This window comes from Providencia alcalifaciens, from assembly GCF_915403165.1.
In the GTDB taxonomy this organism is placed as follows: Bacteria; Pseudomonadota; Gammaproteobacteria; order Enterobacterales; family Enterobacteriaceae; genus Providencia; species Providencia alcalifaciens_C.
Genome location: NZ_OU659204.1, coordinates 196,295 through 210,852, shown reverse-complemented (window position 1 = coordinate 210,852; position 14,558 = coordinate 196,295). Strand labels below are relative to the sequence as shown.

The following is a 14,558-nucleotide window of genomic DNA, read 5'->3' as shown; positions in this document are numbered from 1 at the left end:
TCGGTTTGAGAGCTGTCAGTTTGGATACTGCCTGTTTCAGTCTTATTCATATAATCGCCTTGTTAGTCATACGGGATATATGATGCAAACCGTATGAATGCATCATAAATAATCAAAATTTTCGTTTCTTATAAAAAACGATTTAGCATGTAAATAATTAATTTACACAGTTATTAATTTATGGATGTGATTCGGAAGAAATTAGTTTCTCCAATGCATCATCAACATCTATTCCTAATTTTTCTAATTCCACACGGATCAGCCAGGTAATTATTTGCATAACATCTTGCAGACCATGTTCATCAATAAAACTATTCCTCTTATAATTTCGCCATATTTGGCGAGCCAGAATAATATCCCTTACTACAGGTATATTCTGTTGCTCTGCATATTTAATAACGGCTTTCGCTTGTACCCCACGCATTTTTAACATTAAGAAAGGTAACGGTGCGATGTTTGAATCATAATAAATCAACATCGCAATATGTGTCGGATTCGCCATAACGAACGTCGAGTTTTTAATATTCGACTTCACTTCCTCTGATAATATCTCTTGGTGTAGCCCTTTACGTGCACTTTTAATATGGGGGTCACCTTCATTATCTTTGTACTCTTTTTTGACTTCTTGCTTTTCCATTTTTAGGTTTTTAATAAATAAGAAAAACTCAGCAATCGCATCCACCAAAACAATAATTATCGCCACAGCAAGAAAAACAAAAACAAATGTAATACAAAGACTTACCCATTGCGTTGTCATGCTATTTATCGTGGTGCGATATAACATAAAAATTTCATGCCGCCACACAATAAAAAATGTGGCCGCAGAAATACTAAAAACCAATAAATATAGAATGGCTTTAATCAATTCTTTAAGCGAATTTAAAGAAAATATTTTTTTAAACCCGGCAATTGGGTTTAATTTTGTAAAATCGAGTTTGATTGCCTCGGTCGCTAATCTAAATCGACTCTGTAATAGTGAAATAATGGTTCCCGATAAAAAACAAGCAATCAAAACGGGCACCACTATACTCAAAAATATTTTTGAGAGTTTCCAAAGTAAATTATCGATATAAATATCATGTGGGTTTAAGAATAATTTTTTCATTAACCCACCTAACTCATACAAGCTGGACATTCCACCAATAATAAATGCACCGGTGACTAAAACAATTGCCGCTATGGTGTCCTTACTTTTATAACTTTGTCCTTTTTTGGCAGAGTCTTTTATTTTTTTGTCGGTTGGCTTTTCTGTTTTTTCAGCCATAACTCGCTCTCATCACATAACCTTGCGCTAATTAAGGAGAAAGAAAAATCGCATTCAATGGCGATATCGAAATCATATTGACCAAAATATCCGGGACTTCATTTTGGAAATAAAGTAAAAACACAATAAAAGCAATAATCGACTTAATTGCCAGAGACAATGAAAATGCGTTTAATTGTGGACAAAAACGGGAATATAACCCTAATGCGACTTCCGAAATAAATAATGTCACAATAATCGGTGCCGTTAATATCACTCCGTTCACCACTGCCTTATTCAACCATTCCCCTAATGGCAAACTATTAAATGAGGTAAATCCGTGGGCGAACGGCAATAATTGGTAGCTTTGTGCAAATACATTGGCAAGTTGGTACATACCTCCCTGCGCCAAAAACACCATACACACGATATAGCTGATAAATACAGCCAATTCAGAGGCTTCCGTACCACTTGCAGGGTCTACAATACTACTGATGGTTTCACCTCGCTGGGTATCTATCACCTCCCCGATAACATTAGCAATCATAAATGGCAGCCCTAAAATCAGTGCCAATACAATGCCAATACTGACCTCATAAATAAAAACCTCACTGAAACTGATTTCATCCCAATTTATTTCGCGGGCGGTAAGATAAGGCCACATGCCTAATGCCAAATACGCGACGACACAGTTCTTAATGATCCCGCCGTTGAGGAGTTTATTGCTCAAAAAAGGCAGAAAAAACATAACAGGGGCAATGCGCAACCATGCAAGCGCGATTTTCACTAGCCCTTGTTGGAAATTAAAATACAAGGACGATGCCAATGAGAGCATCTCCTGATTCATCCGAATAACCCTATCGCTGGCAGGGCGGTGGTCATGACTTCAATGGCATAATTCATCACTTTATCCGCCAGCCAACCTGAAATCATAAACAAGGAACCAAACACGGCTAATAACTTGATACCAAAAGGTAATGTCTGTTCCTGAAGCTGAGTTACGGTTTGCAAAAGCCCGACTAACAGCCCCACGACCGTCGCCACAATCACAGGAATCGCTGACAATATGACGATCAACAACATCGCTTTGTTACTGACATAAATGATTGAATCCATTTTCTATTCCTTTACGTCAATGCTGTGCGAGTTCGAAATACTGCATCACCAGCCCTTTCGAAATCAGCGACCATCCATCAATTGCCACAAACAAAATCAATTTCACGGGTACTGAGATAGTCACGGGACTCATCATCATCATACCGAGCGCCAACAGAATGCTTGAGATCACCAAGTCGATAACCACAAACGGTAAATAGATATAAAAACCAATTTCAAACGCGGATTTAATTTCACTCAATGCGTAAGCTGGCAGTAATGAAAATAGCGTTGGCACCGCTTGCTCTTCTTGCACCTCGGCTTCCGTTTTACCCTGCTGAATAGACTCGAAGAAATTCACTAATTGAGGATCGGAATATTTCACTAAGTAATCTTTATAACGTCCTAACCCGTTATCAACGAAGTTGTCGATGGATTCCACATTGCTAAAATCCACGCTTTCGTGGCGCATATAATTGTTCACATCTTGCAGCACAGGCATCATCACAAAAATGGACAGTAACAAGGCGATACCATTGAGTGCCATCGTCGAAGGCACTTGCTGAACTCCCATCGCATTGCGTACCATAATCAGCACAATCGAGATTTTTAGATAGCAGGTTCCGGCTGCAATAATAAAAGGTAGCAGCGTGGAAAAGGCGATAAGGACTAATAAAGGTATTTCATTCGGAACCGTTGGCATGCTTATAACCTTTTATCGCCTAAGCTTACCAATCGCTTAATTTCTAAACCTAATTCGTCACTATCGCCAATATAGGTCAACTCACCTTCCGCGATCAGTTGTTTGTTCGCATACACCTTCACTTCACGTTCTTTATTTTCACCAATTGAGTAAATAGCCCCCGGCTGGAGTGAATCCAATTCCTCTACACTGATGTCTGAGTGACCCAATACAAAGGTCAATTTGACTGTGAGGTCGTGCAAATTAAAAGGACGAACAGTTTCATCAACAAACTCCTCTTCCACTGCAGAAGCTATTTGTTCGTCATCTGCTGTTATTAACTGTTCAATCATAAAAATGCCTTCTTGTTGTTTTTGAAAATGGGCCAATACACGCCCTGCAACAGTCATATCTAATTGCAATTGCTGAATACGCAGCACATCGCCAAGCGCGATAGACTGCAAAGTTTTACTGCTTATATGGCTATAACCTAAAATCCAGTCAGCTTGCAGCTTAAGCTGCTCGACTATCCCGTTTTGCGCCTTACGCTCGGTTAGCCCTTCAATTGGCTCAGCTAACAACACAATGCCAAGTTTTTTTTCTTTCACCGTGAACCTTGGTTGTTGGAGCTGTTCATCATCAATAATCTCGACACCATGACAACGGAATTGCTCGGAGAAAAACGTCTTTCCGGTATTTTCATAAGTAAAAATTTTGCATAAGCTTTTGGTATCTAAGAGATTCCATGCATAGTGAGCCAGCTTAGGCCAGCGGTGACGGCACCATTCTTCAGCATTCACCAGCACTTGAGTTTTCTGCTTTTTACTGTGTAGGGTGATTTGAAAATAGCGTTCTCCCACCTTGGGAATATACATGTCTAAGTCCCATTGAAAACGCTGTTGCCACTCTCTCACCTGCTTTTCTCGGTGGCTAATTCGATGGATATTTAGCATTAGGACTCCTCATCTTGCTGATGCTGTTGCTGCCGTTGACGCTGTTGGCCTTCCTGCTCTTCACGTCGGATCACCATTTTTTGTTCGCCTGTCCATGAATGCTGGTTGTCTTGTAAAACCTGCTGAACTTCATGGCTTAGCGTTGATGCCACCACCTGATCTCTGTTGGCGCTCGCTAAAGTGAAAGAGACCGTTGGTGCATTTTGCCATTGGCTAAAGGTGTAGCTCAGGGTGCGAGAAGGCACCGTTTTGGGGCTTTCAACCTCAGAAGCTGCCATCAATTCAGCAACCTTGCTTACCCTTGAAGAGGCTTGCTGTGTGTGCGCTGATGTTTGGGAAGCCGAAGCTTGAGAAGTAGAGGCTTGGGGCATCGTAGCCAGTGATTTCTCACCCATTTCTGCACGCACTTGCGTTAAGATATTTTTGGTAATATCCATTTCATCCGGTTGAATCACTTCTGACTTTTCAATATCGAAACTTTTCATATCAGGAAAATGTTGCGGTTCAGGACGCTCATTTGGCACAGGGCGCTCATTTGGTATAGGGCGCTCATTTGTCACAGCTCGACCTTCGTGGCCCACAGAGACATTCTGCCCTTCGAAGTCATGCTGAGTTTGTATAGCAAGCTCAGTCGCAGAGTGAGCTTCACCCACTAAATTTGATTGGCCATCACTCAGAGGTGATTTCAATACTGCGATGTCCACCAATTCTGTCTGCTGCGCTAATGGGATGCTCATCCATTGGGTTTGCTTGACGCTTTTCGGATTATCTGACAAAAATCGAGCCGCTTTTTGTTCCATGTGTTTTGTTTTAACGGTTTTTGTGTCAAGCAACTGACCGCTTGATACCGCCCCAACATTGGCGTTAAACGAGATCTGTGGAATATCGTCTTCACTCACTGTTTGCCCTAATGGACCATCGGGTTGTGCACTTATCGAATGATTCGCTTCGCTATTTTTTTTATCTGAGCCATATTCTGCAGAGAGAAATGCCACTTTCCCGCCAGAGTGCATGTGCTGGATTTGAGTCGGTAAGTTCAACAGAACGGGTACCGCCAACTCTTCTACTGGTTTTTTGAGGTTTTTATTATTGCCAGTCACTTGAGTCAGTTTTTTCTGAACAATATCCTGAGCGGCTTTTTTGACTGAATGCTGCTGACCGCCTTGCTTTTGAAAACCAGGTTTTTGCTGATCATATTGTGGATGATGAAAACCTAGCGATGCGCTTTTACCTTCCATCATGGAATTAAATTTATTTTCACTAGGCAGTGATTTTATTGTCGACATGAACAAACAGCTCCTCGATTTCATTTTGTTGCTGGCGCTCTAATTTTAACCACTGCGCCCTACGTTGTTGCTTGAGATATTTTCGGAATTTCTCGCACTTATTACGCAAAATGAACGTCCGTTCAGTCATTTGCTGCTTCAATAAATGATACTTAGATAATTCAGCGTCTATGTTTTCTATCTGAAATTCACATTGGGCGATTTCTGATAAAACCACGGCTTTTTGCCGTTGACGTTCCCAAAAATCCATTTGAGTTAATTCTTCAGATTTTTCATACACCCCCACTTGCAGCGTTAATATGGCGATCCGTTGATGGATATCTTGACGCTGTTGTTGCAACTGCAAAATGGCGTTTTTCAGTTTGCTTTGCTCTAACTGCACTCTTTCGAGACGCTTTTCAGTCAACGCTAATAATTGATTAATCATCAGGATGCCAAATGGTGTAATTGGGCTAACATCTCCTCAAAGCCCTCTGATTCATCCATGTTTTGTTGTAAGAAATGATTGATATCCTGCTGTTTATCTAACGCACGGTCATTTTCTTGGCTTTCACCTCGCTGGTATTCCCCCAATTCGAGGTACAGCTTGATTTGCTCTAAGCGAGATAAATTTTCACGAATATCGACAGCAAATTGGCGATGTTCCGGCGTTGTCACCTTCTGAAAAACACGGCTAATACTGTGTAAAATATCAATCGCAGGATAATGTCCTCGCCCTGCAAGCTTGTGACTGAGGTAAATATGCCCATCCAAAATAGAGCGGATTTCATCGCCAATAGGGTCGGCTTCTTCCTCGCTCTCTAATAACACGGTGTAAAACGCAGTGATAGACCCCTGTTTTACGCGCCCTGGACGTTCGAGTAATAACGGGAGTTGCTCGAAAACAGAGGCGGGATAACCACGACGTGCAGGAAGTTCCCCTGCCGCGAGCGCCACATCACGCAATGCCCTGGCATAACGGGTCATCGAATCGACATACAATAAAACCTGTTTTCCTAAATCACGGAAATATTCCGCCATCGCCGTCGCCAATAAGGCAGCATTACAGCGCTCAATCGGCGGGCTGTCGGAGGTGGCATACACTAAAATGGTTTTATCCGCATGAGGGGACTGCTTGAGTTCTTCAATAAACTCAATGACTTCTCGCCCACGCTCACCAATCAATGCCACGATATGAATATCCCCGTGAGCATGGTTGATCAGCATATTCATTAGTGAGGTTTTACCGCTACCCGCCGCGGCAAAAATACCGATGCGCTGACCTAACCCGCACGTCAGCAATCCATCAATAGCACGAATTCCCGTGACCATCGGTTCATTGACTGGACGGCGTTTATTCACGCTAACCGGAGGATTATCAATGCGTTGCAGCTTAGTTTTTAACTGGGTAATTTCGCTATTTTTCTGGCTTAATGCGCCTTCTAATTCCCCTGCTGCATTAAAAATATTCCCGACAAGGTGCTCCCCCATTTGGAATACAAACGGATAACCACTTGGGCGAATAACTACTTCACGAGTGAGGCCTTGAGCACGACCAATTAGGCTCAGCACCGTTAGCTCCTCTTTGAAGCCTATCACTTGCGCTTTGGCGATAATTTTTGGTTGTGCCAATGACTGCTCAATAAAGCAGATCTCGCCAATAAATACGCCATCCAACGGGGCTTCTATCAGGCATCCATGAATGCGCACTGGGTGTGCGCAAACGTCAAAAAGTTTCATCATCAATTACGATAATTGCAGACGCAATTCGGTAGCGCGCTCAAAAAACTCTTCAAAAGAATCTGCAAATAATTGCATGTTATCCAATGAAGTCACTTTTAATACTGCGGACAACACCAAGTTATTGTCCATGATATTCAGGGCAGGTTGTCCTGCATGAAAATTACGCGGCACATACTCTAAAATGCCTTTTAATAATGACGCGCTGGATGCATCGAGTCGGCTGTAATTACATTCCATTAAGTTGCACCAAATAATTAAATCATCGGATGACAAATCGATATTAATCGCAGGTGCATCATTCATTTCGAGTTGAATATTGGAATGGCAATCAAGCTGCGGATTCACTAAATCACTGCGCCCCATGGAATTTAAAAATTCATTCAATTTTTCGACAAAACGGTATTTCATTTACGTGTTCCTTATATCGTTTTAATAACGTTAACCTTCACCATTTCGGAAACCTCATTGAATGAGAGCACCTCAAGTTCAGGGAAACGGCCTTCTAAGATTTTTTTCACAAACCGGCGGATATCCACAGGTACCAGTACATTGACATCCCTAACAGATAAGTAACTGTTTTCTAATGCCACTTCAGCCGCCTGAATAAGTTCATTGCTTTTTTCAGGTTCTAAATGCAGGTAAACACCACCGGATGATTGACGGATACCTTGGCGAATGGTGTCTTCCAGTTCGGCATTCACCATTAAGACATTCAAGCGCCCTTCCACCGAGAAACGAGATGAGATATAACGCGCCATGGAGCTGCGAATATGCTCTACCAGCATCATGCTGTCTTTCTCTTTGGGTACCCATTGCACTAAAGTTTCAATAATTAACTTCATATTGCGCACTGAAATCTTTTCCATTAATAAGCGTTGGAAAACTTCCGTGACTTTTTGCACAGTGGCGTGGCGATAACATTCTTTCAGTAATTCGGGGTACTTTCTTTCAAGATCATCCAGTAAATTTTTAGTTTCTTGGATCCCGAAGAATTCATTGATGTGACGTAATAACAACGTACTGACGCAATCAATCATTTCCGTCACGTCGTCGCGGGCTAATAAACCGAGTTGCTCTACATTTTCGCTGTATTGGTTATCAAACCAGGTGCTGACTGAACCATATTCATCGGTATATTTGATGAGTTCCATACCAAGGTATTCCAGCTCATCATTTGCCGTCAGTAAGCGCTGACCATGAAAATAGACATTGTATTCACCCGCTTTCACTTCGTTTATTAGCACCACAATTTTGTTTTCTGGCACGATAGGTGAATAGTTAATGGCAATATCTGGGATGCGGTATCCATAGCGAATAAACACATCTTTTTTCATGCGAGATAAAAAATTATTATCTTCTAGATGCTGCTTATATTGCTGATTAACCGAGATAATGACGGGTAAGGTTTCTGGAATATATTCATCGTCGAAATCATCATTCGCACGTTGAGTTTCCCCTTCAGTGGCTTCGGTTTGCAGATTTTCTTCACCTAATTGCTGCTCTTTTCGCTGTGCTTTACGTTTTTTAAAATAGCGGGTCGCAAATAATCCCATCAGCAATGCCGCAAGGAACACGAAAATGGCCGTTGGGAACCCGGGTAAAAAGCCCATAAATAGCACGATAAATGCGGTAATCATGATGGTAAAATCATTGTCAAAAAGTTCAGAAACAATGTTTTCGCCTAAGTTTTTATCATTGCCTCCCACACGGGTCACAATAAAGCCAGCACTGATAGAGATAAGCAGCGCGGGAATTTGCGCAACCAAGCCATCACCGATGGTTAATAACGTGAAGGTATTTAATGCCGTGGAAACGTCCATGCCTTGCTGAGCCGTACCCACAGATATTCCGCCGATTAAGTTGACGAAAATAATCACGATACCGGCAATGGCATCCCCTTTGATAAACTTCATCGCACCGTCAAAAGAACCGAATAATTGGCTCTCTTTTTCCAGATCGCTACGTTTAATTTTTACGGTCGCTTCATCGATAACCCCCGCACGTAAATCCGCATCGATACTCATCTGTTTTCCGGGCATCGCATCCAAGGAGAAGCGAGCAGCCACTTCAGCAATACGTTCTGAACCTTTGGTGATAACAATAAATTGCACGATAGTCACGATGGCGAATACCACCATTCCCACCACTAAGTTGTCCTGAATGACAAACTGACCAAAAGTATCAATGATATCGCCCGCATCCGCTTCAAGCAGAATAAGTCGGCTAGTACTAATAGAGAGCGCCAATCTAAACAGCGTGCTAATCAGCAGAATAGACGGGAAGGATTGGAAGTTAAGGACTCGCGTAATATAAAACGAGCTCATAAAGATCAGCACCGAAATCATAATGTTCAGTGCAATCAATAAATCGACCAAGACGGTAGGTAACGGAATAATCAGCATCGCAATAACCATCACCATGATGACTAGCACCATCAGTTCAGGGCGATTACGGATCTGCAGTAAAAATCCGGTTAAATTTTTCATGAAATCGTGTATTTCCTATCAAATTAGGGTTGTCGACGTAATCGCTGCTCTTGCGCCAACAGTTGATCCATCTGTGTTTTTAATTGGTCGAGTAATTCATCACGCGCTTCCAATGAATGAAAAATGGCAACGGGGATAATTGAAAACGCAATAATCAGAAGCTGAACAAAGCGGGCGCGTAGATCCGTGGTCATGGCGCTTAATTGCGCCTGAATGAAATTCACAAGCTTGTCATTGAAGCTTTCTTGGTTACGGATCCCGCTGGTAAATAATTGGCTTAGCACCTTCTCCAACGGGTTCTGCTGCAAGTGGTTTTGCGATAACTGCGTTTGCTGGCGAAACAGACCCGATTGGAGAAATTGCTGACTAAATACGCGGTCTAGTGACTGCAACTCACGCAGGCGACCAATTCGAGTGAAAAAGCTGCCAAACTCACTGATATTGAGGTCTCCCAGCGGCAGTGCTTGTAAATCACACGCCAAGGCTCTTGCGAGATAACGCATCATATTTTCGCGCTGAGCCAGTTCCATCTCTTCCACCCACTGCTCGTATAAATAGACCACTGGACCGTCATAGCCGATAAATTCGCGGTATAAGGTGCGTAAATTCCCCGCACTTTCACGCAGAGTTTGGGCAAAGGCTTTGGCGATTAGCGCGATGTTTGCCCCTGCCTGCGCCGTACGGTTAGTGTCTTCCGTTAGCAGTAACCGCTCCAACTCTTGCAAATGATCAATCTGCTCCTGCTTGAGTTTTTTACGGTTGATAAGCGCGGCAAGCACCATCAGTAAATCGCTAGGGTCAGAGAAAAACTGCAATAAAAAGGCACGTAACTGCTGAGGCGTCATCAGCTGACGGTTGAGTATTCCTTCAATTCGCAGTACTTTTTCGTCCGCATTATTTTCTAAGATGCGCTCGGCAAAGCGCATCCACTCTTCTTCTTGCCCTTTTTTCGAGCCGCCTCGACGAACATGGCTTGCGGCCAGCATCGCCATCGAAGCGTATTCGCTGGAACTATCAATCACCCCCGCACCACGCGCAGCTTCATCGGAGTCATCACTGCTTTTCGTAGTTGTACGACTCTTGTCTTGCGCGTTCAGTAACATGCGGCTGCTGTAGCTCAGCGGAGTTATTGCCATGAATCCCTCATGTATTGCTGGAGAAACTGGACGGTTCCATGCAGTTGGCTATCTTTTTGTGTAATACGGGTTTTCTCGGAAAATTGTCGTCCATCCCACGATTCGTTTTCATCCAATAAACGCGGCTGGATTAAAAAGATGCGCACCATTTTTTGTTGATTTGTCGAGTTATGGCGGAATAAGCCACCCACCCAAGGAATATCACCAAGAAGTGGGATTTTGCTTTCGTTTTCAATATATTGATCGCGAGTATAGCCACCGATTAACAGGCTGCTATCTTTGGCGATACGTGCCACGGTATTAATGCTGGTGCGGTTAACCGTCGGAAGCCCTTCAACGCTGGACGTTTTGCCGCTGCTATCGCGGTTTTCTGCTCCATCTTCGATATTCACTTCCATTTCGACACTTTGACCGGCTGAAATGCGCGGCATGACGCTGATCATCGTGCCGTAAGTGACAGATTCGAGGGTTGCAGTACGTTCACCTTGTAGCTTGGCGTAGAAGCTGGTGTTGTTATCAAACAGGGCAGGAACGTTTTCTTGGGTCAGCAACACGGGGCGCGAGACAATTTGGCTATTACCATTTTTGCTTAGCGCATCAATTTGTACTAAAAACTTGCTGCTATCGGGTAAGGTGCTTCGATTGAAAGAAACGGAGCCGCCACCCACGTTAAATGAGCCCACTTCCCAGTTCACCCCTAAGTTATCCAACTCAGAGCGTGTGATATCGATAATCCATAAAGACAACTCCACTTGGCGGCGGCGGTTATCTAATGTTTTCATCAAATCACGAACGTAACGGATCTGCTCTGGGCTGCCTTTCACAATTAAGCTGTTGCTATCAGGATGGGCAACCAGAGAAAATGAGCTATTTGATGCGCCACCACGTTTAACCGTGACTTGGCGATTCTCAGAACGAGCGCCACCAATGGGTGCATCCATCAAGGCATCAATTTCATCCCCATCGGTATTGAGTTTCGCAGGTAAAATTTCGAGGGTTTCTTCAACGCTACTGCCCCCATTTTTAAACAGGGAACTGATCACCGATAACATGCCGGGAACCGTGATCGATTGACCACGTAAGGAGTAACTTCGATCGCTTACAGAGGCATGTTTCAGCGGGATCACCGCCACATTACCACTGGTTTTTTCTTCTTGTTTGCGTTGCTCGCCAAGATACAGTGCGGCACCTTTAATCAATTCAACATAGAGCGGTGGCCCCGACACAAATAACATGGTGTCGCCACCTTGGGAACGCACCGGAAAGCGTGCATCATAGATGCCATTACGTTGGATATAGCTGATAACTTGTTGGCTACTGACTTTGTGAGTCGGGATAATCAAGCTGCGCATTTCACTATTATCATAGACATAAATGCCTGCGCCATCGTCATACCAAACTAACGCGATTCGACGCGTTAAAGCTTTAAACATTTCATCGGCATTCGCGAGATTAAAATTTCCCGTCACTTTTTTCTGGGATGCTAATTTACTTAAAATAATCGGCTTGTTAATTTGTTCTGCTACTGCATCAAACACTTTACCTACCGCGATATTATTCGCGACAAACGTGTCTGCACTTCTTTCTTGCGTCACCGGCTCTGCAATCATCATTTCTGATTGGGCGGTATTGATATTTACACTCAGTAAAAACAGCGAAATAAAAACCGCCATTAATTTTTTACTGTTCATATAACGTTGCTCCAAGGTGCCTTATTTCTGATGGGGTTAATCCCAATTCTTTTTTCAAATCATTCGTGAAGTGAGAGGCGGAGCAGTAACCTGCTTCTAACCCAACATCTAAAATAGAACTTTCACTTTCAATTAATTGCAAAATAGCCGCACCCATACGTACGCCCATAATTTTGCGTTTAGCGGTTTTATTAAAGTTTTCTCGGTAGAGTTGCCTAAAATAAGAAGCTGAAATGCCGTAACGGGCACACAGTTGATTAATATTGGCATTTTTGTCTTGCTGAGCGGCTGAAATTAAAAAGCGCATCATTCCATACGCTTCATAACGTCTTAATACATCACACCAATCATCAAATAACGGCTGCTTTTTAATGATCAAATCAATCACGACATTTTTAATTAAAATAGGTGCTGATATTTCATCGTCAAATAGAATGAATTCACCTAATTGATTTTCATCACTCTCTTTAGTCGCTTTTTTTGCAAGAAAGGATTGCCCCATTGCCGTATCAATAATAGCAAGTGTTTCAACGAGTTCTGATAACTCCATGGTATAAATATCCCATAAAGATTGATCTTCAATCGTTAATTCATTCAGATCGCAAACAAAGATAGCGGGTTCTTGTACTTTAATATTTAAATTTGTATACCGAGATTTATAACAAAGCGTCGCGTTCGCTTTTTCTGTGGTTATATTTTCTATTGAGGTTATATTTTCTATTGAGGTTATATTTTCTATTGAGGATCTAGTTTCTTTTGGTATTGACAAGACCAATACGTCTTGTAAAGAAAAGCAACTATTTCTATTCTCCAATAATTTAGCAATATCTTTATTCGACATTATAAATAGACCTTATTCATTGATTTTTACTTGGTGTAGAGTCAGTTATTAAATAGTAAAAAACAAATGAATACTCTGGAATACTTTGGAATTAACCGTGAAAATACAGGGTGTGAATGAATAAGATAAATTCAGCTGACTATATTATGTTCTTATATTTAAATACTGAACATTGAAGTCAATATGATTCGCTATTTTTTATTAATTGAGATTATCTTATGATAGAAACAAAACACCACAACTGCATAATGAAAATTATTAGTGGTTCGATGAAGAGTCAAGAACTAATGATCAACATCGATAAAAATCTTATTATCGTTGGGCAACATACTAAATACAAAACTGAAATAGATGAAAACGGCTTTACAACCTATTATATTCCTAGTGAACACATCCAGTGTGAGTTTTCTATTGTTTCTCATGACGAATCGAGTAATAACCTTACAATTAATCTTAAACAAGATGGAAAAAGTCGTCACCTGACTGCCACACTACAAGAAATATTGCTCATTGACACCTTTCCAATCGCCATTAAGCTATTGAATACTGAATGGAATTACCCGGAGAAAGACCAAAAACCATTGCCGTCTCAATCACAATCATTTACAGAACAGAGCCCCACTGCCATAAAACAAAAATCAAAGCTTAATAATAAATGGTATTTTGTTTTTTTATTACTATTTGCCGTTATTTTTATATTATTCGTTGAATTCCAAATTAATCCAAAAAATAACACTGAAAAACAAATTAAAAATATAGATAATATATTAAAAGGAAGCTATTACCCTATTGTCTACACACAGAATAAAAAAGGCGAGATGCTTATTTTAGTCAAATCTCAAAGAGATGAAGATTGGAGCCGTCAAGTTTTATTAAAGTCAGATTATCAAGAGAAATACACTATCAAGAAAATAAACTCTCTTGAAAAAGAAATTGAAGGCAAGTTAATAGACACTATACCTAACTTATTAAAGGTTGATATTAGCAACCCTTGTCAACCCATCATTCGAGTCGTGAAAAACCCACTTCCGAATAATGATGATAAAAACATTAATCGCACTTTATCTAATTACTTCAGCTGTTATAACCAAAGCCAACTTGTACAAGTTCCACTTGAGGAACTCATCAAGAAAGCAGAATTAGGGTTAACTGAAAGTAATGTCAAATGGCAAAGAATAACCAAAGGTAACTACGTTATCTTTGTTATAAGAGATAGTTTAAATGATAAACAGACTCTCTCTTTAATTAGCTTCACCAATTCATTTAGTCAAAAGTGGGGAACCAAGCAAATTCAATTTTCCGTCTCCCTTGCCAATAATGAACTGGCTGGAAAATCGTTTATCACTCATACCAACGGTATTACGTTGTTAGGTAATAATCATTGGTTATTTAACTTAAACAAACCTAATTAATGAGGTAATAG

At 41.4% G+C, this 14,558-nt stretch carries 14 protein-coding genes; 1 reads left to right on the top strand and 13 read right to left on the bottom strand.

All coding sequences use genetic code 11. The features are described 5' to 3' along the window. Positions 1-178: 178 nt before the first annotated feature. From LDO73_RS00905 to LDO73_RS00845, 13 genes are read right to left on the bottom strand one after another with little or no spacing between them, the layout of a single operon-like run. Positions 179-1,264 carry an EscU/YscU/HrcU family type III secretion system export apparatus switch protein gene (locus LDO73_RS00905; protein ID WP_224059787.1) on the bottom strand — a complete coding sequence of 362 codons (1,086 nt, stop codon included), beginning with the start codon at positions 1,262-1,264 and terminating at the stop codon, positions 179-181. Between the two features lie 31 nt (positions 1,265-1,295). Further along, positions 1,296-2,090 carry a type III secretion system export apparatus subunit SctT gene (gene sctT / locus LDO73_RS00900; RefSeq protein ID WP_224059786.1) on the bottom strand — a complete coding sequence of 265 codons (795 nt, stop codon included), beginning with the start codon at positions 2,088-2,090 and terminating at the stop codon, positions 1,296-1,298. Next, complete coding sequence (gene sctS / locus LDO73_RS00895) at positions 2,087-2,359, bottom strand: type III secretion system export apparatus subunit SctS (RefSeq protein ID WP_036949954.1); 273 nt, start codon at positions 2,357-2,359, stop codon at positions 2,087-2,089. The genes sctT and sctS overlap by 4 nt, the downstream gene beginning before the upstream one ends. Before the next feature lie 16 nt (positions 2,360-2,375). Beyond that, entirely contained in the window at positions 2,376-3,041 is a 666-nt protein-coding gene (locus tag LDO73_RS00890; RefSeq protein ID WP_224059785.1) for an EscR/YscR/HrcR family type III secretion system export apparatus protein, read from the bottom strand. 2 nt (positions 3,042-3,043) lie between these two features. Beyond that, on the bottom strand, positions 3,044-3,973 hold the full coding sequence (locus LDO73_RS00885) for a FliM/FliN family flagellar motor switch protein (protein WP_224059784.1): 930 nt from the start codon (positions 3,971-3,973) through the stop codon (positions 3,044-3,046). After that, positions 3,973-5,259, bottom strand: coding sequence for a type III secretion protein (locus LDO73_RS00880; RefSeq protein WP_224059783.1), 1,287 nt, complete (start codon positions 5,257-5,259; stop codon positions 3,973-3,975). The genes LDO73_RS00885 and LDO73_RS00880 overlap by 1 nt, the downstream gene beginning before the upstream one ends. Next, positions 5,234-5,686, bottom strand: coding sequence for a hypothetical protein (locus LDO73_RS00875; protein ID WP_224059782.1), 453 nt, complete (start codon positions 5,684-5,686; stop codon positions 5,234-5,236). The genes LDO73_RS00880 and LDO73_RS00875 overlap by 26 nt, the downstream gene beginning before the upstream one ends. Beyond that, positions 5,686-6,978, bottom strand: coding sequence for a type III secretion system ATPase SctN (gene sctN, locus LDO73_RS00870; RefSeq protein WP_224061113.1), 1,293 nt, complete (start codon positions 6,976-6,978; stop codon positions 5,686-5,688). Before sctN ends, LDO73_RS00875 begins: the two co-directional genes overlap by 1 nt. Positions 6,979-6,984: 6 nt before the next feature. After that, entirely contained in the window at positions 6,985-7,389 is a 405-nt protein-coding gene (locus LDO73_RS00865; protein WP_224059781.1) for a type III secretion system protein, read from the bottom strand. An 11-nt stretch (positions 7,390-7,400) separates the two neighbouring features. Then, on the bottom strand, positions 7,401-9,467 hold the full coding sequence (locus LDO73_RS00860) for an EscV/YscV/HrcV family type III secretion system export apparatus protein (protein ID WP_224059780.1): 2,067 nt from the start codon (positions 9,465-9,467) through the stop codon (positions 7,401-7,403). Positions 9,468-9,490: 23 nt separating this feature from the next. Beyond that, the gene (sctW, locus tag LDO73_RS00855) at positions 9,491-10,603 is read right to left on the bottom strand and encodes a type III secretion system gatekeeper subunit SctW (protein ID WP_224059779.1); all 1,113 of its coding nucleotides are present in this window, start codon (positions 10,601-10,603) and stop codon (positions 9,491-9,493) included. Further along, positions 10,594-12,294, bottom strand: a complete 1,701-nt coding sequence (gene sctC / locus LDO73_RS00850; protein WP_224059778.1) for a type III secretion system outer membrane ring subunit SctC — start codon at positions 12,292-12,294, stop codon at positions 10,594-10,596. Before sctC ends, sctW begins: the two co-directional genes overlap by 10 nt. Beyond that, complete coding sequence (locus tag LDO73_RS00845; protein ID WP_224059777.1) at positions 12,284-13,135, bottom strand: AraC family transcriptional regulator; 852 nt, start codon at positions 13,133-13,135, stop codon at positions 12,284-12,286. Before LDO73_RS00845 ends, sctC begins: the two co-directional genes overlap by 11 nt. 287 nt (positions 13,136-13,422) lie before the next feature. Here LDO73_RS00845 and LDO73_RS00840 point away from each other — a divergent pair, with 287 nt between their 5' ends. Beyond that, positions 13,423-14,547, top strand: a complete 1,125-nt coding sequence (locus LDO73_RS00840; protein WP_263422579.1) for a PrgH/EprH family type III secretion apparatus protein — start codon at positions 13,423-13,425, stop codon at positions 14,545-14,547. Positions 14,548-14,558: the final 11 nt, after the last annotated feature.

Coding starts and splice junctions, on each gene's coding strand:
- LDO73_RS00905 (WP_224059787.1), bottom strand. CDS start 1,264: ATGGCTGAAAAAACAGAAAAGCCAACCGACAAAAAAATAAAAGACTCT.
- sctN (WP_224061113.1), bottom strand. CDS start 6,978: ATGAAACTTTTTGACGTTTGCGCACACCCAGTGCGCATTCATGGATGC.
- LDO73_RS00880 (WP_224059783.1), bottom strand. CDS start 5,259: ATGTCGACAATAAAATCACTGCCTAGTGAAAATAAATTTAATTCCATG.
- LDO73_RS00840 (WP_263422579.1), top strand. CDS start 13,423: ATGATCAACATCGATAAAAATCTTATTATCGTTGGGCAACATACTAAA.
- LDO73_RS00890 (WP_224059785.1), bottom strand. CDS start 3,041: ATGCCAACGGTTCCGAATGAAATACCTTTATTAGTCCTTATCGCCTTT.
- LDO73_RS00845 (WP_224059777.1), bottom strand. CDS start 13,135: ATGTCGAATAAAGATATTGCTAAATTATTGGAGAATAGAAATAGTTGC.
- LDO73_RS00865 (WP_224059781.1), bottom strand. CDS start 7,389: ATGAAATACCGTTTTGTCGAAAAATTGAATGAATTTTTAAATTCCATG.
- sctS (WP_036949954.1), bottom strand. CDS start 2,359: ATGGATTCAATCATTTATGTCAGTAACAAAGCGATGTTGTTGATCGTC.
- LDO73_RS00885 (WP_224059784.1), bottom strand. CDS start 3,973: ATGCTAAATATCCATCGAATTAGCCACCGAGAAAAGCAGGTGAGAGAG.
- sctT (WP_224059786.1), bottom strand. CDS start 2,090: ATGAATCAGGAGATGCTCTCATTGGCATCGTCCTTGTATTTTAATTTC.
- sctW (WP_224059779.1), bottom strand. CDS start 10,603: ATGGCAATAACTCCGCTGAGCTACAGCAGCCGCATGTTACTGAACGCG.
- LDO73_RS00860 (WP_224059780.1), bottom strand. CDS start 9,467: ATGAAAAATTTAACCGGATTTTTACTGCAGATCCGTAATCGCCCTGAA.
- sctC (WP_224059778.1), bottom strand. CDS start 12,294: ATGAACAGTAAAAAATTAATGGCGGTTTTTATTTCGCTGTTTTTACTG.
- LDO73_RS00875 (WP_224059782.1), bottom strand. CDS start 5,686: ATGATTAATCAATTATTAGCGTTGACTGAAAAGCGTCTCGAAAGAGTG.